The organism is Litchfieldia sinesaloumensis (assembly GCF_900156865.1).
Classification (GTDB): Bacteria; Bacillota; Bacilli; order Bacillales; family Bacillaceae_L; genus Ferdinandcohnia; species Ferdinandcohnia sinesaloumensis.
This window is the reverse complement of the sequence record NZ_LT732529.1, coordinates 4,520,821-4,539,214: the sequence shown is the minus strand read 5'-3', so window position 1 is coordinate 4,539,214 and position 18,394 is coordinate 4,520,821. Positions and strand designations below refer to the sequence as shown.

Genomic DNA, 18,394 nt, shown 5'->3' with positions numbered 1-18,394 from the left:
TCATAACTACACACTAGGATAAAATAAGGCGTTTTTTTCTATTACTTCACAAAAACTTCACAAGTTATCTGTTACTCAACAGCGATTTATTGAAGATTTTCTTTAATGTAAGCAAGTGCTTCCTCTACATGACCTTTAACTGAAACTTTCCGCCATTCCTTCACAAGCTTTCCTTCTTTATCAATTAAGAAGGTTGAGCGCTCAATCCCCATATATTCCTTGCCGAAGTTCTTCTTAAGCTTCCAAACCCCATATTTTTCTGCTAGCTCATGCTCTTCATCTACCAATAATTGAAATGGAAGATCGTATTTATCGATAAACTTTTTGTGGCGTTCAAGTGAATCTGTGCTCACACCTAGGATTACAGTATCTAGGCCACTAAAGCTCTCATGTGCATCTCTGAAATCACAAGCCTCCGTTGTACATCCTGGTGTCATATCTTTCGGATAAAAATACAATACGATATTCTTTCCTTTAAAATCAGATAAAGAAACAGATTCTCCGTTGCTTGCTGTTGCAGTAAAGTCTGGCGCATTTTGTCCAATCTCAATCGTCATTTTCTTACCTCCATTATTTTGCTATTAATTAAATGGTACAAAACTTTCTCGCGTTATACAAATGAAGCGTCCTTGACACATATATTTCATCGATGTTTTTTCCCTTTATAGGCTTTCATGCTAAAATAGAATAGTTGATTTAAATGCTAGGAGGAACAACATAAATGAATTTTTCAAAATCAGAAGATCTATATAATGAAGCTTTAGAGCATATCGTAGGTGGCGTAAATAGTCCGTCACGTTCATACAAAGCCGTTGGAGGCGGTGCCCCCGTAGCAATGGAACGCGCACAGGGTGCTTATTTTTGGGACGTAGATGGAAATAAATACATAGATTATCTTGCAGCATATGGCCCAAATATTACTGGCCATGCTCATCCTCATATTACCAAAGCGATCACAAAAGCAGCAGAAACTGGTGTCTTATACGGGACACCAACACAACATGAAGTGAAATTTGCAAAAATGCTGAAGGAAGCAATTCCTGGAATGGACAAGGTCCGCTTTGTAAATTCAGGTACTGAAGCCGTTATGACAACCATCCGTGTAGCAAGAGCCTATACAAATCGAACAAAAATCATTAAATTTGCTGGGTGTTATCATGGACATTCAGACCTTGTGCTTGTAGCTGCAGGTTCTGGCCCTTCTACATTGGGTACCCCTGATTCTGCAGGTGTTCCAAAGAGTATTGCTCAAGAAGTAATTACCGTTCCTTTTAATGATATTGAGCCTTTCAAAGAGGCACTTGCAAAATGGGGCACTGAAATCGCTGGAGTTCTCGTTGAGCCAATCGTTGGGAACTTTGGAATCGTCGAACCAAATGAAGGCTTCTTAGAACAGGTACTTGACCTTTCTCATGAGGCAGGCGCACTTGTCATTTTTGATGAAGTGATAACAGCTTTCCGTTTTATGTATGGTGGTGCTCAAAACCTATTAGGGATCACACCAGATCTAACTGCTCTTGGAAAAATTATCGGTGGTGGACTCCCAATCGGAGCATATGGCGGTAAAAAAGAAATTATGGAACAGGTTGCTCCGCTAGGTCCAGCCTATCAAGCAGGAACAATGGCCGGAAATCCAGCTTCCATGCTCTCAGGTATTGCTTGTTTGGAAGTACTACAAGAAGAAGGATTATATGACAAATTGGACCGTCTGGGTGCAATTCTTGAAGATGGAATACTACAGCATGCTAGAAACTACAATGTTCCAATTACAATTAATCGACTAAAAGGTGCATTAACAATCTTCTTCACGGAAGAAAAAGTTGAAAACTATGAGCAGGCTGAGAATACAGACGGTGAAATGTTTGGTCGATTCTTCAAATTGATGCTCAGCCAAGGGATTAACCTTGCACCTTCAAAATATGAAGCTTGGTTCCTCACTATCGCACATACTGAAGAAGATATTGTGGAGACACTTGAAGCAGTCGAATATGCGTTTAAAAATTTACATTTTGAATAATATAAATTGCAAACCTGCCGAAACTGGCAGGTTTTTTTACTTCGAATCTAGATTCTTATGACATTTTATTCTCAATTATAGGCATAAAAACCTATTATATTTTTCGAATATTCAACTAAAACCTAATCCGTATAATAGGCACCCAACTCGGGACATGTTTCCCTTGCGATAAACATAAAATCAATGTATGATACTGTATTGGTTTAGATTATGGAAAAAAAGCTAACGCTAAGAAAACTAGCTTTTTTATAGAAAGGAAACGTAAAAAATGACATTTGGTGCCCGCATCTTAAAAACGGGAATTGCCATTACACTAGCTTTAATGCTTGCAAAACTATTGGAACTACCTTCACCGGTTTTCGCCGGAATTTCAGCGGTATTTGCGATACAACCATCCATTTACCGGTCCTATTTAACAGTAATTGAACAGATACAAGCAAATTTAATCGGGGCTATCTTTGCCGTCTTATTCGGAATGTACTTTGGTAATAATGCCTTCATTATTGGACTTACCGTTGTTCTTGTAATTGCGATTACACTTAAGTTTAAAATGGAAAAAAACATTCCAGTAGCAATTGTAACGGTAATAGCTATCATGGAAAGCCCTAGTGAACAATTTATAGAGTTTGCTAGTCTTCGATTTCTGGCAATTCTTCTAGGTATATTGTCCGCTTTTGTGGTTAACCTTGTCTTTCTTCCTCCTAAATATGAGAAGAAATTATACGATCGGATTGTAGAACAATGTGAGGAAATCTTTAAATGGGTGCGGGTAAGTACACGTCATGCATCCGAATACAATACACTTAAAGATGACATTGAAAAAATCAAGGAAAACATCATTCAAATTGACCAACTCTTTCTTCTTTATAAAGAAGAAAGGAATTATTTTAAAAAGGTGGAGTATGAAAAGTCTCGTAAGCTTGTCTTATTTAGACAAATGATTACTTGTACAAATCGTGCATTGGATATGCTAAGAAAATTACACAGGCATGAAAACGAGCTTCAAGATATGCCGATTCCTTCTCAACAATTATTTGTGAAAGAAATTGACGATCTCATCCATTTCCATGAACAGATTCTTTTAAAATTTGTTGGGAAGGTAAAGATTCAAGCACCTGATGAATTAAAGCTTGATTTTGCATTTGATCGTAAAAAGGTAATTGATACATTTTTAGAAAATCAGCAACCGATGGATGATGAAAATCAAGAAAGTTGGTATCATCTCATGACTCTTGTTTCATCTATCCTTGAGTATTCCGATCAGCTTGAAAGATTGGATACCTTAGTAGACAGCTTTCAAAACTTTCATAACGAAATAATTGTTGAGGAAATGGATAAAGGATAGAAAAAGGTGCCAACTTTATGCGGTTGGCACCTTTTTTAATTTGGTTTTTTAACTCTTAATAGATGGTTTGAAGTTCCTTATAATTTACAACCCCATCTTCTACAAGATGACATGCAACTTTATACTCATCTCCATGTACACTATGAAGCTTTGGTTCTTCCGTTTTACAACGGTCCATTGCATACGGACAACGTGTGTGGAAGCGACAACCAGTTGGAGGGTCAATTGGAGAAGGAACATCCCCTTTTAAGATAATTCTCTCTCTTTTTTCTTCAACTACATTCGTACTTGGGATAGCTGATAATAGTGCACGTGTATATGGATGCTGCGGATTTTCAAAAAGTGATTTTTTGTCACCAATTTCAACAATTTTACCAAGATACATAACGATAATTCTATCAGATATATGACGAACTACACCCAAATCATGCGAAATAAATAGGTATGTTAGGTTGAACTTACGTTGTAAATCCTTTAATAAATTTAATACCTGAGCCTGAATTGACACGTCTAATGCAGAAACAGCTTCATCACAAATAATTAATTTAGGGTTTACTGATAAAGCCCTTGCGATACCAATACGTTGTCGTTGACCACCACTAAATTCATGTGGATATCGATCTATCTGATGAGAACCAATTCCTACTGTTTCAAGTAACTCCTTAATCTTTTGGCGTCTCTCATTTCGAGGAACAACGTTCTGAATAGCTAATGACTCTTCGAGAATCTGACTTACCGTTTGTCTTGGATTCAAAGAAGCGTATGGATCTTGAAAGATAATTTGCAAGTCTTTTCGTTTCTTTCGCATTTCCGATTTACTTAATGATAGTAGATCGTTTCCTTCAAAGCTAACTTCTCCCGCATATGGATTATCCAATCTGAGTATGGCCCTACCAGTCGTTGATTTTCCACAACCAGATTCTCCTACGATACTGACTGTTTCTCCCTCAAAAACGGAAAAGCTTATATCATCAACAGCTTTAACATGGTTAACCGTTCGACCAAATACTCCACCTTTTATTGGAAAATATTGTTTAAGGTTTTTTACTTCTAAAAGTGGCTTTTCACTCATGTCCGCACACCAACTTCCTCTTGTTTCTCCCAACGTTCTGTATACATCCAGCAACGAACCTGATCACCATTTTCTTGCGTCTCTAATGTAGGTAACTGCGAATGGCAGATTTCTCTAGCATGAGGACAACGGGGAGCAAATCTACACCCCTTAGGTAATTCAAACGGACTTGGAACTGAACCTTCGATTACTGCTAGATCACCTTCAATATCCTCATCATGCTTCGGTATTGAATTAAGAAGTCCAACCGTGTATGGGTGCTTTGGTTCTGTAAAAATCGTTTTTACATCTGCATATTCAACGACCTTACCACAATACATAACAGCTACCTTGTCACACATTTCAGCCACAACACCAAGATCATGGGTAATCATCATTAACGATGTACCAAGCTCTCTTTGTAATTTTTTAATTAACTCGAGAATTTGTGCTTGAATCGTTACGTCCAATGCAGTTGTCGGTTCATCTGCAATTAGTAATTCAGGATTACAAGCTAGAGCAATCGCAATCATTACACGTTGTCTCATCCCACCTGATAGTTCAAATGGATATTGATGTGCACGTTTTTCAGGCGAAGGAATCCCAACTAATGTGAGCATTTCCACTGCCTTTTCCCATGCCTTTTTCTTATTTAACTTTTGATGAATCCGAACTGATTCAGCAATTTGTTCACCACACGTTAATGTCGGATTTAAAGAAGTCATTGGTTCTTGGAAAATCATCGAGATATTATTTCCACGAATCCCCATCATTTCTTTTTTGGATTTGTTTAATAGGTTTTCTCCCTTAAACACAATCTCTCCACCGACTATTTTACCAACAGGCTCTTGTAAAAGACGGAGAATGGATAAAGAGGTGATACTTTTTCCTGATCCTGATTCCCCTACGATGCCGATTGATTTCCCTTTTTCAATTGAAAAATCAACCCCATCTACAGCTTTAACTTCGCCTTCATCCGTAAAGAATGATGTACGTAAATCCTTTACCTCAAGGATTTTTTCAGTATTTGATATAGTCATAGTTTTCACCGTCCCTGCCTTTTTTTGAACATCCTATATTAGTTCAAGTCAATACGTTTATTTATTAGACGATACGTAATATCTACTAAGAAGTTAACCATTACGAAAAGTACTGCACAGACAAGGATTGTACCTTGTACCATTGGAAAATCGTGCGCACGAATTGAATCAATAATGAGTCTTCCTAATCCGTTAATCGCGAATACTGTTTCAGTTACAATTGCTCCACCTAATAAACCACCAAACTGTAAACCTACCACGGTTACAACAGGAATTAAGGCATTGCGTAGAGCATGTTTATAGATGACTAATTTATCACTTACACCCTTCGCATAAGCGGTGCGAATATAATCTTGGTTAATAACTTCAAGCATGCTAGAACGAGTCATACGCGCAATAATTGCGGCTCCGCCCGTCCCTAAGGTAATCGCCGGCAATATCATATGTTGCCATGTACCCCATCCTGCAACTGGTAGCACACCCATATTTACTGCAAATAGATAAATTAACATGATTCCTAACCAGAAGTTTGGCATCGATAATCCGAATAATGCGGCTATCATTACCGAAACATCTATAAATGAATATTTTCTTGTAGCTGAGATGATACCAGCTACTAACCCTAACAGAACTGAAAGTGCTGTTCCAATAACAGCAAGTTGTACTGTGATTGCAAAACGCTGATCAAAAATTTCATCTACTACATCACGTTTTGTTCGTATTGATGTACCTAAATCTCCTTGAATTGCATTACCCACATATCGAAAATACTGAACATATAAAGGATCGTTTAACCCTAAATTTTCACGCATTTGTTCGACCTGCACTGGGTCAGCAGCCTCACCTGCCATAATCCTTGCTGGGTCACCAGGGATTAGATGCATCATTAGGAAAACCGCTAATGTAACACCGATCATTACCGGTATAATCTGAATGAGTCTTCTAAGTGTATATATTAACAATTTTAATCACCATCCTTTTATTTATTCGATTTTGGATCTAATGCATCTCTTAGCCCATCTCCAAACAAGTTGAAGCCGATTACGACTAATAAGATTGCAATACCAGGGAATAGAGTTAGATGTGGTGCATAAGAAACATACGAACGACCATCACTTAACATCGTTCCCCACTCTGGTGTAGGTGGCTGAGTCCCCATCCCTAAGAAAGATAGAGCACTTGCCGTAATAATTGCTGATGCTATATATAGTGTAGCTTGAACAATTATCGGAGAGACAATATTCGGAAAGATGTGTTTAAAAATGATTCTGAAATCTGTTGCTCCCATTGCTCTGATAGCATCAATATATTCTAATTTCTTAACGGTTAATGTTGACCCTCTGACTATTCTAGCGAAGGTAGGAACAGCAAAAAATGCAACTGCGATGATAACATTTGTTGTACTTGAACCTAGTATACTAACAATAGCTAATGCTAATAATATCCCTGGAAACGCTAGCAGAACATCACAGATTCTCATAATCAATGAATCTATCCACCTACCATAATATCCAGATACAATTCCCAAAATAATTCCAACGAATGCTCCTAAGACTGTCGATAAAATACCAACCATTAATGATATCCTTGCCCCAAATAATAGTCTGCTTAATATATCGCGGCCCTTATCGTCAGTCCCAAGCCAGTGTTCCCCAGATGGAGTCTCTAATTTTTTACTCATATCAGGCAACTTTGGATCATATGGTGCAATCAGTGGTGCTAGAGCAGCGAGAATCACAAATAATAAAACAATAATAGCACCAGCAATAGCTGCCTTATTCTTTGCTAGCTTTTTAAAGAAAGAAGACCAACGAGTAGTTCGTGTCTTATTTGCTTCTACAAAAGCCCCATTAGGTTGAAGCTGTGGTGAACTCATAATTTTCTCATCCTTCCAGTGAAAAATTTGATATTTTAATATAGTTTTTATATTCGCAGTTTTTTCTATCATATCAAAATATTTTCAAGTGTTACAATACTTTATTTTTAGTTTCACTATTTAGTAATTTAACGGATTAAACCACTAAAATCAACTACTCTACTATTTAATTACATAATAAATATTAAAGAATATATATTCAAAATTTTTATATATATTAAAAAGGATTTACAATTTTTACAGTTTGAAATATTTTTTTAAAAATATTATTGCATATTTCAGATTTGTTGATTAATATAAACAATTGTAGGGTATGCTTACAAACAACCAAAAGAGGGGGAATAAGAATGAAGATGAAAAAGAATCTATTTCTTATGCTTTTACTATCATTAGTATTAGCACTTGCTGCTTGTAGCAGTGATAATTCTTCAAACGAAGACAATAATGATGAGAAGGAACCTGAAACTGAAGCTCCTGCTGAAGCTACTGAAGGCGGAGATTTAGTATTTGTTACAGGTTCAGATGCACCGACACTTGACCCTCATGGTCAAAACGATACAGCATCAAATAATGCAACATCTCAAGTCTACGAACGTCTAACAGATTACGCTGAAGACGGTAGTGTAGTACCTTTACTAGCTACTGAGTTTAGTGCAATTGATGAAACAACTTGGGAGTTTAAGCTTCGTGAAGGTGTAAAATTCCATGATGGATCAGACTTTAATGCAGATGCAGTAAAAGCGTCACTTGAGCGCTTAATTGATCCAGAGTTTGCTTCTCCAAAAGGATTTATCCTTAACATGATTACAGAAATTGTGGTAGTAGATCCATATACTGTTCATATTAAAACTGAAACACCTTTTGCTCCACTTCCAGCTCATTTAGCACATAATGCAGGTTCAATTATTTCTCCTGCAGCAATTGAGGCAGATAAAGCTGGAACTACGTTACTAGCTGAAGTACCAGTTGGTACAGGTCCTTTTAAATTTGAAACTTGGTCCCGTGGAGACAACATTAAGTTTGTTAAAAATGAAGATTACTGGGGCGAGAAAGCGAAAGTAGATACACTTACAATTAAAAACGTACCAGAACAAGCAACTCGTGTTGCAATGTTAGAAACAGGTGAAGCACACGTTATGTTACTTGGTTCTTCAGACGTTAAACGTGTTGAAGCAATGCCAGATATTGAGATTGATAGAGTACGTGGAACACGTATGGACTATCTTGGATTCAATATGGAAAAAGCTCCTTTTGATAACCTAAAGGTTCGTCAAGCAATTGCAATGGCAGTTAACAAAGCTGATATCGTTGACGGTATCCTTGATGGGCAGGGACTTGAAGCTGTAGGTCCATTAGCTCCAACTGTTGTAGGAAACTATCAAGATTTAGAACCACTAGCATATGATGTTGATGAAGCTAAAAAACTATTAGCTGAAGCAGGTTTTGCTGATGGCTTCAAAACAACTCTATTTGTAAACGAAGGTAACAAAGAACGTGCTGATATTGCAGAATTAATTCAAGCTCACTTAGCACCAATTGGTATTGAAGTTGACATTCAAATTATTGAGTGGGGAACTTTCTTAGAGAAAACTGCTGCTGGTGAACACGAATTATTTATCCTTGGATGGACTACAGTTACTGGTGATGCAGACTACGGTTTATATGCTCTATTCCACTCAACTATGTTCGGTGATCCAGGAAACCGTTCTTTCTATAAGAACGAAAGAGTAGATGAATTATTAGACCTTGCTCGTACTGAATCTGACCAAGACAAACGTAATGAAGCTTATAAAGAAGTTTCTGAAATTCTAGTTGAAGAAGCGCCAATGGTATACCTACAGCACCCTGACTTCGTTCACGGTCTAAATGGTATCGATGGACTATTCGTAAACTTCAGTGGTACTCCATTCTTCCAGAACGTAGTAATCACAAAATAATAATTAGTGGTTTTAAAGTACCCCCTATTTAGATAGGCGGGTACTTTTTTTATGCCTTTTTTTTCTTTGAACTCTACAAACGAATATTTCCACGGAAATACAAAAATAGACACGGTTTTACAAACCGTGTCTACACAAATTCTTCAACTGACATCTTTATATTCATACATTCCCCAGACTGACTTGAAAACGTTTGTCAGACGAGGCGCGCAGCCGATTGGACGCGAATAGAAGTTACCTTCATGAGCGGACGAGAGAGGCAAGCAACGAAGTATGCGAGCGTTTTTCAACAGTCTGAGACACGTTTTTACAAACCGTGTCTCAGACTATCAATCATCGAGTTGTTGAACCTGAAATAGATTATAGTAGTTCCCCTTTTTACTCATAAGCTCTGCATGTGTTCCTACTTCGACTATTTCACCGTGTTCTATTAATACAATTTTATCTGCATGTGTAATCGTTGATAAGCGGTGTGCCACGATAAATGTAGTACGATTTTTAGCTAGTTCTTCAAGAGATTCTTGTATCAAATGTTCGCTTTCAAGATCCAATGCTGAAGTAGCTTCATCCCATATTAATAGCGGAGGATTTTTTAAAAATACACGGGCAATTGCAATACGCTGTTTTTGACCTCCTGACAGTTTCACGCCTCTTTCTCCTACTTTTGTATCATAACCCTGTGGGAGATTTTCGATAAACTCATGGGCATTTGCAGCTTTTGCTGCCTCAATAATTTCTTCATCAGTAGCTCCAGGCTTTCCAAGAAGAATATTATGCTTAACCGATTCGCTGAATAAGAAAGTATCCTGAAGCACCATACCGATTTTATCACGGAGTGTTCTAACCTTTAAAGATCGAATATCGGTTCCATCAAGTAAAATTCTACCTTCTGTTACATCATAAAATCTCGGTATTAGGCTGACCAATGTAGACTTTCCACCACCACTCATTCCAACTAAAGCAACGGTTTCCCCTTTTTCTATATTGAGATTTATATTCTTTAATACAACTTGGTCATCATCAGGCTCTCCGTAAGAAAACGAGACATTTTCAAAGTTCACCTTACCAGACACATTCTTACATTCAACTGCATTTGGCTGATCCGTGATATCATATTTCTCATCTATAAATTCAAACACCCGATCCATTGACGCTAGTGCCTGTGTTAATGTTGTTGAAGAGTTTACAAGTCGTCTTAATGGATTATAGAGTCGATCAATATAAGCAACAAAGGCTACTAAAGAACCTACTGTTAAGTCTCCTTGAATAACCTGATAACCGGCATAACCAATCACAAGTAACGGAGCAAGATCGGTTATCGTGTTTACAACAGCAAACGTTTTGGCATTCCAACTTGTATGATCTAACGCTTTTTGTAAGAAGTTACTGTTTTGTTTATCAAACAGCTTTTGCTCATGATTTTCGATTGCGAAGCTACGAATAACTGGAATTCCTTGTACACGTTCATGAAGGTAGCCTTGCACCTCTGCCAGTGCCTGAGATCGTGCTCTTGTAAGATGGCGAAGTCGACCATAAAAGTACTTAATCGATAGACCATAAAGTGGAAACAAAATAATGGATACAATCGTTAGTTTCACATCAAGGGTTAACATAATAGCGATTGCGATAAAGATAGTAAAAAGATCTAACCATAAATTCATTAACCCTGTAATTACAAAAGTCTTTGTCTGCTCTACATCATGGATGACTCTTGATATAACTTCCCCCGCTCTAGTATTGGCATAAAACTTAAGACTCAACTTTTGAATATGATCAAAAAGCTGGTCACGAATATCATATAGTATTTTACTACCAACCCATTGCGCATAGTATTGACGATAATATTCAACAGGTGGGCGTAATACAAGAAAGATAAAAAACATGATTCCCATTGCAAAGAAAAGTTTTGATAGTTTTTCATCTTGTGTTATTTCAGCAGCAATCACATCATCCAATACATACTTCAGTAGTAAAGGAGTCAGCATTGGAATCGAAAATTTAATAATACCAATCAGAATGGTAATAAAGATTTGAAACCGGTACGGTTTCACGAATTGCATATAACGTCTAGTACTCCCCAAACTAATTTACCTTCTTTCAACTTTAGTGCAAAAATGAAAACCTGTTGCTTAGTTCCAACAGGTTTTTCGTAAAACGGTTAACTTCGATAGGTTAAATAACGCTCATACCATATATCTATAAAATCAGGTGCAAATGGACCTTTGCGTCCCCGAATCCATTGGATAAGCTTGTCCACATTATTTTTTAAGATTTTATCGATAACATCAGGATAGTTCATTTCACGACGATGTTTCTCATATTCGTCCTCATCCAATAAAATGAATGTCATATCTGGAAACACTTTGATATCCAAATCATAATCGATATATTTTAGTGCTTCATCGTCAGTAATAAATGGCGAACTAATATTGCAGTAATAATACACTCCATCCTCACGAATCATTCCGATAATATTAAACCAATGGCGCGCATGAAAATAACAAATAGCCGGTTCACGCGTGATCCAGGTTCGACCATCAGATTCCGTCACAGTTGTCCGATCATTCCCACCAATCACTAGGCTTTGTGTGCCTTTAAGGACCCTAGTTTCTTCCCATACACGGTGAATATGACCATTATGCTTGTAGCTATGGATTTGTATTTTATCTCCTTCCATGGGAATACCCATTCTCTCTCCCTACTTTCACTTTTGGGCAGCTTTGTCTTATACATATCTTAATCTCTACTTTTTATACAATAAGGTTAATACCGAACTCCCATATCGTAAGTATAAAAACAAAGAAAAACCTTTTCTATTATTATAACGGTTTAATATGGCATTTATCAAATATGGCATGTCGGATATGCGAATAATGTCATACAAAAGAGCCACCGAATTTTCGATGACTCCGGGAACAACTCCGATTCTTAAACAGTTTGATGAACCTTTCCTTGATAAGATCGGATGACTTCTTCAGTTTGCTGCTGAAATAGGTCATGAATTTGCACTAGTTCTTCCTGCATACGGCTAATCTCGTCTTGTATTGATTGAAGTTCTGTTTCTTTTTGCAATTCCAGAATTTGTTTTTCAAGTTCTTGGCATCGTTCAATTTCGGATTGAATGAAAAGTAACTTGTCCATTGTTTTTAGCTGTTCACCAACAAGGTCATCAAAATTGCTCATCATATTATCCTCCTATTGTCTATGTAGCGTTAGTAATGTTATATCCTATTACTTCTTTGTATAGACTTAATTTCCTTTGTCTTTGTATGTAGTTATTTAGGAGGTTTTGTCAAAAGCACCTCGAACCAACGAACTCCAGAAAAAAAGCACTCCCTAACCGAATGTAGGAAGTGCTTTTTGTATTAAGTATTAGTTACTTTACGTATATTAGCCTTGTCCTTTGTTAGACTGAGACTGTTGGTTTTGACGTCTTACTTCTTGTGCGTTAGTTTCGCTAGCAAACTCAGTACCAAATTGACCTTGTCCTTGAGATTGAGCGTTTTGTTGTCTTACTTGTTGTACGTTTGTTCCAGATTGTGTTTTGTTTGGTTGTTTAGCCATTGTTATCACCTCCACGAACATTAATTTATCCCGAAATCGGTTTTTATATCCGTAAAAATAATTATATAATTTTCGAATTAGAAGGATAATTTTTCATCAAGTGGATAATCTTATTAATTGAAACGGACTGAACAAAGTGAAACTTCAAAGGAGGGAAATTGAAGATGTATGCTGGTCGAGACATGACTCATTTATCAATGATCCCAAAAAATGAATGGAAGGAAAGTGAACTTGCTTTTTTTCACCATTCCTTTCAGCAAATTGTTCCGTACTTGAATGCGGAGGGAAGATCCCTTCATAATGAAATCGTCCAGGAAATTGAAGCAAGAGGCGGTTTCCATCGTAACCCTCATTATACAAATGATATACGTTTGTCGTACGATAATCCCTATTAATAAAAAGAAGCTTTCTCTTATTTGGTGAGAAAGCTTCTTAATATCTTTTGGTGAGAAACTGGGAACGTAAATGCCTCTAACTCGTCTAAACTAACTAGTTTGAGATGGTCCGTTTCATGGATTTCTCCTTTTATTTCTCCTTCAAATACAGTAATGTTCCATATAAGGTGGGAAAATACATGCTCGATTGTTGTAAAGGCTTGTCCTATTTTTGCGTCCACTTCATATCCTGTCTTTAGAAATTCAGTCAGTTGTTCTTTCGGTGTTTGTAAATCTGAAATGATTTCATCATTTGGAAACTCCCAGAGATTTGCTAATAAACCTTTTTCAGGACGTTTATGAATTAGTAATTTACCATCCTCATTTTTCAGAACAACCGCCGCCATTGAGATTGCTCTTGGTGCCTTTTTCTTGCTTTTAACTGGAAGTTCTTTTTGTACTCCTTCTGCAAAGGCCTTACAGTGTTCTTGAACTGGACATAGTAGACATGCTGGGTTTTGAGGTACACAAATCAATGCACCTAATTCCATTAACGCCTGATTAAAAGCAGAAGGATTTTCTTTTGAAATAATTTCTCTTACAATATCCTCAAACAACTGGCGGGTTTTGGGTTTCGCGATGTCATCCCACACCGATAAGATTCTTGAAAGAACCCGCATAACATTTCCATCCACAGCTGGCTCTGGTATCCCATATGCAATACTTAAAATTGCTCCAGTTGTGTACGGTCCAACTCCCTTTAGACTTGAGATTTCCCCCACTGTATTTGGAACTTTGCCACCATACGTTTCAGCAACTTCTTTGACCGCAGCGTGCAGATTTCTAACCCTTGAATAATAACCCAATCCTTCCCATGCTTTAAGGACTTTTTCTTCCTCGGCTTTAGCAAGGTCTTCAATGGTTGGGAACTTTGACACAAAATTCTCAAAGTATGGGATAACTGTATCAACTCTTGTCTGCTGAAGCATGATTTCAGACACCCATACTTTATAAGGATCCTGATCTTGTCTCCATGGAAGATCTCTCTGTTCTTTTTCAAACCACTCAATTAAATCACGTTGAAATGCATTTATTGAAAATTTATCTAACATTATCATTTATTTATACCATTCCCTCTCACAAGGTGCTAAAATTATACTAATTTACCTACTGATGTCTAACAAGATTGATTTCGAAATTTCATCGGTTTGCTTTTTAAATTAAGATTGTTGGATACATTAAAGATAGGACGTATGAAAAAAGGAGGTCTCGTATTTGGATACAGGAACTCATGTCGTTATGGGTCTTGCCTTAGGAGGCATTGCTACACTGGACCCAGTTGTTACAGTAAATCCCGCTACAACTCAAGCAGTCATCTTCGGTACACTTATTGGGTCACAAGCACCCGACCTTGATACCATATTAAAATTACGTAATAATGCTCATTATATAAAAAACCACCGAGGAATTACACATTCTATCCCTGCAGTTTTATTGTGGCCAATATTAATAACCGGAGTTCTTTTGTTCTTTTTTCCTGAAGCTAACTTATTACACCTTTGGATGTGGACCTTTATTGGTGTCATTCTCCATGTATTTGTTGATATATTCAACGCATATGGCACACAAGCATTACGACCTTTTTCACACAAATGGGTTGCATTAGGGGTAATAAATACGTTTGATCCATTTATTTTCCTCATACACTTAGCAGGTATAATCGTATGGAAATTTGGCCTACATCCAGGTATCACGTTTTTTTCGGTATACGTTCTACTATTTGCTTATTATATCATCCGATTTAGAATGAGAAATAAGGTCGAAACGGCAATAAGAGCTAAAATTGATGATACGATATCGGACATCATTATTTCTCCGACCTATCGATTTAATCAATGGCATATTGCTGTTGTAACGGATAAGTATTTTTATGTGGCACGTGCAAAAGACAATGAGATTAGTATACATGATCAATTTGCTAAATGTCCTGTTCCGGATACACCGGTCATACATGCTGCGAAAAAAGATAAAAACTTAGCTGCCTTTCTTCACTTCTCACCTGTTTATCGATGGGAAGTAGATGAGTACGATGAGTATTATGAAGTTCGGTTTATCGATCTGCGTTATCGAAGCAAAGGGCATTATCCTTTTGTTGCAGTTGTACAGTTAGACCTCGATTTAAAGATAATTACTTCTTATACTGGTTGGATTTTCAGTGAAGAAAAGCTCCGCAAGAAACTGGAATTAGTCCCAGGATAACCGATTTTCCCCATAGTAACTATTACTATGGGGATTATTATTTGTTCTATGCATTACCATTAATTCACGTTCTTCATTTTACATGTTATAAGGACAAGTACTCCATACTAGTAATACGTGTTTAAAGGAAATACACCTTTCCTTTTTACACGACGTCCAATTTTGCTTCTAATAGGAGGTATTCGCATGCGGAACAAGAAACGAGGATTCCCAAACCAGAATCGTAATAAGTTTCAGGGTGAACCCAGAGCAAAAGCAGAATACGCTTCAACAAGAGCAGATGGTTCCATTAACACACATCCACAAGAGCGAATGAAGGCTTCAAGTGAACGACACGATTTTTAACACAGAGGTTTTACGGTCAAAGACTTATTACACCACATCTGTAGCAACGTCTTTGTAACCCACATCCCGGGGCAAAAAATCGAATCGAGACTTACTTGGAGGTGCGTGTTATGGGTAAAAAAGGGTATAGACAAAACGAATATTCTAGTCCGTTCCAAAAAGCATGGGCTAATCCAAAACATGCTTGGGCACAGGTGAATGGAGAAACTAGACGTACACAAAACCTCATTATCTTAGAGCATCAAACAAGAAAACAGTCCTAACATGGTATCATAAAAACCAGGGAGGAAAGCCTCTCTGGTTTTTATAATTGCTTTATAAGTAATGAAATCGGTAATGCTTCTTCTTTATCCTCTTGTCCCACTCTATAACCCCAAGCAAATACACCGTTTATATAGTCAATTTTAAAATAGCTACCGGGATCGCCGTCAATTTCATATGATTCTCCTGGATGAAAGTCCTTAGGATTAAGCAAATATGCTTTTGCCATGGCAGCCTTTCGTTCAAGTACAGCTAGTTCGTTAACCATACCCAGTTGCTCTGCTTTTCGCGCTTGTTCTTTTAAGCCCGCAATTTCCTGTCTTAATTCAAACTCTGTCATTTGGCTATATCGTTTTTCCTGCATCTTACTAGTCTCCATCCTTAATATCGTTAATGTATTTTTCAATCATATCTAAATCGAACCCTTTGCGGAAGAGAGCTTGTTTCATCTTTTGCTCGTATTCCCAGCCTTCTAATTTACAGTATTTACGGTGAGCTTTCATACCATGATGCTCGAGAGCACCCCACTCTTCATCCGTATTTTTTTCAATAACTGCCTCTTCCATGGCGATTTGGATAACATCCCATGTAAAACCTTTGCGTTGTAGTGTTTGCTCAATTTTTTGCTTTGTCTGACGTTCTGAGGCTTTATTGTTCTTTGGGATTGTTTTTGAGATGAGCTTTATTGCCTTTTCAACCTGCTCGCCCATCGTATATAGGAAAAGACTCTTCAAAAGGATATCCTGTTCAATACCCTTTTCAATAAGCTCTTGTTTAATAACCTCTGGTCCCTTGATTGCTGTATTGACTTGAGTGCGGACATACGCTTTCGCGAATTCCTCATCATTTATATACTTATAATCAATAAGTTTATGGATTACATCGGGAATAATCGGGTCATCCACTTCTTTTTTCTTAAGGTAATCCACAATTTCTTTTTTGGAGCGCATTCTATACGATAAAAAAGTAAGCGCCATATTAAAGGCTTTCTTCACTTCGTCTTCAAACTGAATTTCTGTGATATCTAGCTCATCCAGTTCCATTCCTTTTTTTAGTTGAAAACGAATAAGAATGTCTTGATCAACGCTGAACGCATACTCCTCGCCCTTGCCATGATCAAGAAAAATATTATATCTCTCTGCATTTTTCTTTTGAGTTGTGATTTTTGCTATAATTGCCATTTGAATTACACCTCCCTTATATAGTAGCACAAGAATTTTAGAGGATATATGGAAAAGTTATTGAATTATGTAGGAAAAGGAACGAAAGGAAGAACATAATGAAGATTGCAATAGCAGGTGGAACCGGTTTTGTAGGAAAGCGACTTACTGACTATCTTTTAAGTCAAAATCATGAAGTGTTTATATTAACAAGAAGCAGAGACAAAACAAGTAGTCAACCAACACTCCATTATGTGGAATGGCTCACTCCAAATAGTAATCCAGAAGCAGAGTTAATGGATATGGATGCCTTCATAAACTTGGCTGGAGAGTCACTAAACAGTGGACGTTGGACAGATTCTCGAAAAAAACGAATCGTGGATAGCCGGGTGACAGCAACAAAGGAGACACTTCGCATCATCGCTTCCCTCCCGAAGAAACCTAAAGTGTTTTTAAATGCGAGTGCAATTGGGATTTATGGAACTTCCGTATTCGAGACCTTTACGGAAGAGTCCAAACAAAGGGGTAGTGATTTTCTTGCAACAACGGTTGCTACTTGGGAGAATGAAGCGTCAAAAGCCTCCGAATTTGGAATTCGCACTTGTTATTTACGTCTTGGTGTTGTACTAGGTGAGGGTGCTGGAGCACTATCTCGTATGATTTTACCTTACCATTTTTATATTGGAGGTACGATTGGTTCCGGAAATCAATGGTTATCATGGATTCATATTGATGATGTCTTAAAAGGAATCGAATTTTTATTACACATAGAGAATCTTAGTGGACCGGTCAACTTTACCTCCCCTACCCCCTTACAAATGAAAACCTTTGGTCAAACTGTTGGCACAATCATGAATAGGCCTCACTGGTTACCTGTACCTGGTTTTGCCTTAAGGTTATTACTCGGTGAAATGAGCATATTGGTTTTAAAAGGACAGAAAGTGCTACCGAAAAAACTGATGGAGCAAGGGTTTTCCTTTACCTATGAAAAACTCGATAAGGCACTCATTAACATTCTCAAAAAGTAACTCGACATAATTCTACAAGAATCAAATAGATACGTCGAAATTACCAATAATTTGATACAAAAATTTCACAAAAAACCTATTTATTTTTACAAAAGTTTCGAGTATGATACCTAGAGAGTGAAGTAAAAAAATTGTGC

20 protein-coding genes are annotated in these 18,394 nt (G+C 37.3%); 8 read left to right on the top strand and 12 right to left on the bottom strand.

Annotation, left to right across the window (positions count from 1 at the left end; genetic code table 11):
• Positions 1-86 precede the first annotated feature (86 nt).
• Positions 87-557 carry a thioredoxin-dependent thiol peroxidase gene (bcp, locus tag CZ490_RS22040; RefSeq protein ID WP_077620875.1) on the bottom strand — a complete coding sequence of 157 codons (471 nt, stop codon included), beginning with the start codon at positions 555-557 and terminating at the stop codon, positions 87-89.
• Between the two features lie 164 nt (positions 558-721).
• On the opposite strand from bcp, the gene CZ490_RS22035 reads away from it, so the two are divergent.
• A complete protein-coding gene (locus CZ490_RS22035) occupies positions 722-2,017 on the top strand; it encodes a glutamate-1-semialdehyde 2,1-aminomutase (protein ID WP_077620874.1) in 1,296 nt (431 codons plus the stop codon).
• Positions 2,018-2,285: 268 nt separating this feature from the next.
• Entirely contained in the window at positions 2,286-3,362 is a 1,077-nt protein-coding gene (locus CZ490_RS22030; protein WP_077620873.1) for an FUSC family protein, read from the top strand.
• Between the two features lie 55 nt (positions 3,363-3,417).
• Here the strand turns inward: CZ490_RS22030 and CZ490_RS22025 are convergent, their stop codons facing one another.
• The 4 genes from CZ490_RS22025 to nikC are packed head-to-tail and all read right to left on the bottom strand — an operon-like array spanning position 3,418 to position 7,329.
• Positions 3,418-4,434: an ABC transporter ATP-binding protein gene (locus CZ490_RS22025; RefSeq protein WP_077620872.1), complete on the bottom strand. Its 1,017-nt coding sequence runs from the start codon at positions 4,432-4,434 to the stop codon at positions 3,418-3,420.
• Positions 4,431-5,453, bottom strand: coding sequence for an ABC transporter ATP-binding protein (locus CZ490_RS22020; protein ID WP_077620871.1), 1,023 nt, complete (start codon positions 5,451-5,453; stop codon positions 4,431-4,433). The genes CZ490_RS22025 and CZ490_RS22020 overlap by 4 nt, the downstream gene beginning before the upstream one ends.
• A 38-nt stretch (positions 5,454-5,491) precedes the next feature.
• Positions 5,492-6,415 carry an ABC transporter permease gene (locus CZ490_RS22015; protein ID WP_077620870.1) on the bottom strand — a complete coding sequence of 308 codons (924 nt, stop codon included), beginning with the start codon at positions 6,413-6,415 and terminating at the stop codon, positions 5,492-5,494.
• Positions 6,416-6,432: 17 nt separating this feature from the next.
• Positions 6,433-7,329 carry a nickel transporter permease gene (gene nikC, locus CZ490_RS22010; protein ID WP_077620869.1) on the bottom strand — a complete coding sequence of 299 codons (897 nt, stop codon included), beginning with the start codon at positions 7,327-7,329 and terminating at the stop codon, positions 6,433-6,435.
• 347 nt (positions 7,330-7,676) lie between these two features.
• Between nikC and CZ490_RS22005 the strand changes: the two genes are divergently transcribed.
• Positions 7,677-9,266, top strand: a complete 1,590-nt coding sequence (locus CZ490_RS22005) for a glutathione ABC transporter substrate-binding protein (protein WP_077620868.1) — start codon at positions 7,677-7,679, stop codon at positions 9,264-9,266.
• Between the two features lie 329 nt (positions 9,267-9,595).
• Here CZ490_RS22005 and CZ490_RS22000 read toward each other — a convergent pair whose 3' ends face one another.
• The 4 genes from CZ490_RS22000 to CZ490_RS21985 all read right to left on the bottom strand — a co-directional run bounded on the left by CZ490_RS22000 (position 9,596) and on the right by CZ490_RS21985 (position 12,830).
• A complete protein-coding gene (locus tag CZ490_RS22000; RefSeq protein WP_077620867.1) occupies positions 9,596-11,347 on the bottom strand; it encodes an ABC transporter ATP-binding protein in 1,752 nt (583 codons plus the stop codon).
• 77 nt (positions 11,348-11,424) lie between these two features.
• Positions 11,425-11,955, bottom strand: a complete 531-nt coding sequence (gene ntdP, locus CZ490_RS21995; RefSeq protein ID WP_077620866.1) for a nucleoside tri-diphosphate phosphatase — start codon at positions 11,953-11,955, stop codon at positions 11,425-11,427.
• 239 nt (positions 11,956-12,194) lie between these two features.
• On the bottom strand, positions 12,195-12,449 hold the full coding sequence (locus CZ490_RS21990) for a YgaB family protein (protein WP_077620865.1): 255 nt from the start codon (positions 12,447-12,449) through the stop codon (positions 12,195-12,197).
• 207 nt (positions 12,450-12,656) lie between these two features.
• A complete protein-coding gene (locus CZ490_RS21985; RefSeq protein ID WP_077620864.1) occupies positions 12,657-12,830 on the bottom strand; it encodes a gamma-type small acid-soluble spore protein in 174 nt (57 codons plus the stop codon).
• Between the two features lie 164 nt (positions 12,831-12,994).
• Between CZ490_RS21985 and CZ490_RS21980 the strand changes: the two genes are divergently transcribed.
• Complete coding sequence (locus CZ490_RS21980) at positions 12,995-13,225, top strand: cytosolic protein (RefSeq protein WP_077620863.1); 231 nt, start codon at positions 12,995-12,997, stop codon at positions 13,223-13,225.
• 17 nt (positions 13,226-13,242) lie between these two features.
• Here the strand turns inward: CZ490_RS21980 and mutY are convergent, their stop codons facing one another.
• Positions 13,243-14,322 carry an A/G-specific adenine glycosylase gene (gene mutY, locus CZ490_RS21975; RefSeq protein ID WP_077620862.1) on the bottom strand — a complete coding sequence of 360 codons (1,080 nt, stop codon included), beginning with the start codon at positions 14,320-14,322 and terminating at the stop codon, positions 13,243-13,245.
• Positions 14,323-14,479: 157 nt separating this feature from the next.
• Here mutY and CZ490_RS21970 point away from each other — a divergent pair, with 157 nt between their 5' ends.
• The 3 genes from CZ490_RS21970 (at position 14,480) to CZ490_RS21960 (ending at position 16,071) form a co-directional block, all read left to right on the top strand.
• Positions 14,480-15,463: a metal-dependent hydrolase gene (locus CZ490_RS21970; protein WP_077620861.1), complete on the top strand. Its 984-nt coding sequence runs from the start codon at positions 14,480-14,482 to the stop codon at positions 15,461-15,463.
• Positions 15,464-15,649: 186 nt separating this feature from the next.
• Positions 15,650-15,808, top strand: coding sequence for a small, acid-soluble spore protein K (locus tag CZ490_RS21965; RefSeq protein WP_010677476.1), 159 nt, complete (start codon positions 15,650-15,652; stop codon positions 15,806-15,808).
• A 110-nt stretch (positions 15,809-15,918) separates the two neighbouring features.
• The gene (locus CZ490_RS21960) at positions 15,919-16,071 is read left to right on the top strand and encodes a YpzG family protein (protein ID WP_077620860.1); all 153 of its coding nucleotides are present in this window, start codon (positions 15,919-15,921) and stop codon (positions 16,069-16,071) included.
• A gap of 41 nt (positions 16,072-16,112) precedes the next feature.
• Here CZ490_RS21960 and CZ490_RS21955 read toward each other — a convergent pair whose 3' ends face one another.
• Positions 16,113-16,433 (bottom strand): YfhH family protein, encoded by a 321-nt coding sequence (locus tag CZ490_RS21955; protein WP_077620859.1) that lies wholly within the window; start codon positions 16,431-16,433, stop codon positions 16,113-16,115.
• 4 nt (positions 16,434-16,437) lie between these two features.
• Positions 16,438-17,250, bottom strand: coding sequence for a recombination regulator RecX (gene recX / locus CZ490_RS21950; protein WP_077620858.1), 813 nt, complete (start codon positions 17,248-17,250; stop codon positions 16,438-16,440).
• A 98-nt stretch (positions 17,251-17,348) separates the two neighbouring features.
• Here recX and CZ490_RS21945 point away from each other — a divergent pair, with 98 nt between their 5' ends.
• Positions 17,349-18,257 carry a TIGR01777 family oxidoreductase gene (locus tag CZ490_RS21945; protein WP_077620857.1) on the top strand — a complete coding sequence of 303 codons (909 nt, stop codon included), beginning with the start codon at positions 17,349-17,351 and terminating at the stop codon, positions 18,255-18,257.
• Positions 18,258-18,394: the final 137 nt, after the last annotated feature.

Coding starts and splice junctions, on each gene's coding strand:
- bcp (WP_077620875.1), bottom strand. CDS start 557: ATGACGATTGAGATTGGACAAAATGCGCCAGACTTTACTGCAACAGCA.
- CZ490_RS22035 (WP_077620874.1), top strand. CDS start 722: ATGAATTTTTCAAAATCAGAAGATCTATATAATGAAGCTTTAGAGCAT.
- CZ490_RS22030 (WP_077620873.1), top strand. CDS start 2,286: ATGACATTTGGTGCCCGCATCTTAAAAACGGGAATTGCCATTACACTA.
- CZ490_RS22025 (WP_077620872.1), bottom strand. CDS start 4,434: ATGAGTGAAAAGCCACTTTTAGAAGTAAAAAACCTTAAACAATATTTT.
- CZ490_RS22020 (WP_077620871.1), bottom strand. CDS start 5,453: ATGACTATATCAAATACTGAAAAAATCCTTGAGGTAAAGGATTTACGT.
- nikC (WP_077620869.1), bottom strand. CDS start 7,329: ATGAGTTCACCACAGCTTCAACCTAATGGGGCTTTTGTAGAAGCAAAT.
- CZ490_RS22005 (WP_077620868.1), top strand. CDS start 7,677: ATGAAGATGAAAAAGAATCTATTTCTTATGCTTTTACTATCATTAGTA.
- ntdP (WP_077620866.1), bottom strand. CDS start 11,955: ATGGGTATTCCCATGGAAGGAGATAAAATACAAATCCATAGCTACAAG.
- CZ490_RS21990 (WP_077620865.1), bottom strand. CDS start 12,449: ATGAGCAATTTTGATGACCTTGTTGGTGAACAGCTAAAAACAATGGAC.
- CZ490_RS21985 (WP_077620864.1), bottom strand. CDS start 12,830: ATGGCTAAACAACCAAACAAAACACAATCTGGAACAAACGTACAACAA.
- CZ490_RS21980 (WP_077620863.1), top strand. CDS start 12,995: ATGTATGCTGGTCGAGACATGACTCATTTATCAATGATCCCAAAAAAT.
- mutY (WP_077620862.1), bottom strand. CDS start 14,322: ATGATAATGTTAGATAAATTTTCAATAAATGCATTTCAACGTGATTTA.
- CZ490_RS21965 (WP_010677476.1), top strand. CDS start 15,650: ATGCGGAACAAGAAACGAGGATTCCCAAACCAGAATCGTAATAAGTTT.
- CZ490_RS21960 (WP_077620860.1), top strand. CDS start 15,919: ATGGGTAAAAAAGGGTATAGACAAAACGAATATTCTAGTCCGTTCCAA.
- CZ490_RS21955 (WP_077620859.1), bottom strand. CDS start 16,433: ATGCAGGAAAAACGATATAGCCAAATGACAGAGTTTGAATTAAGACAG.
- recX (WP_077620858.1), bottom strand. CDS start 17,250: ATGGCAATTATAGCAAAAATCACAACTCAAAAGAAAAATGCAGAGAGA.
- CZ490_RS21945 (WP_077620857.1), top strand. CDS start 17,349: ATGAAGATTGCAATAGCAGGTGGAACCGGTTTTGTAGGAAAGCGACTT.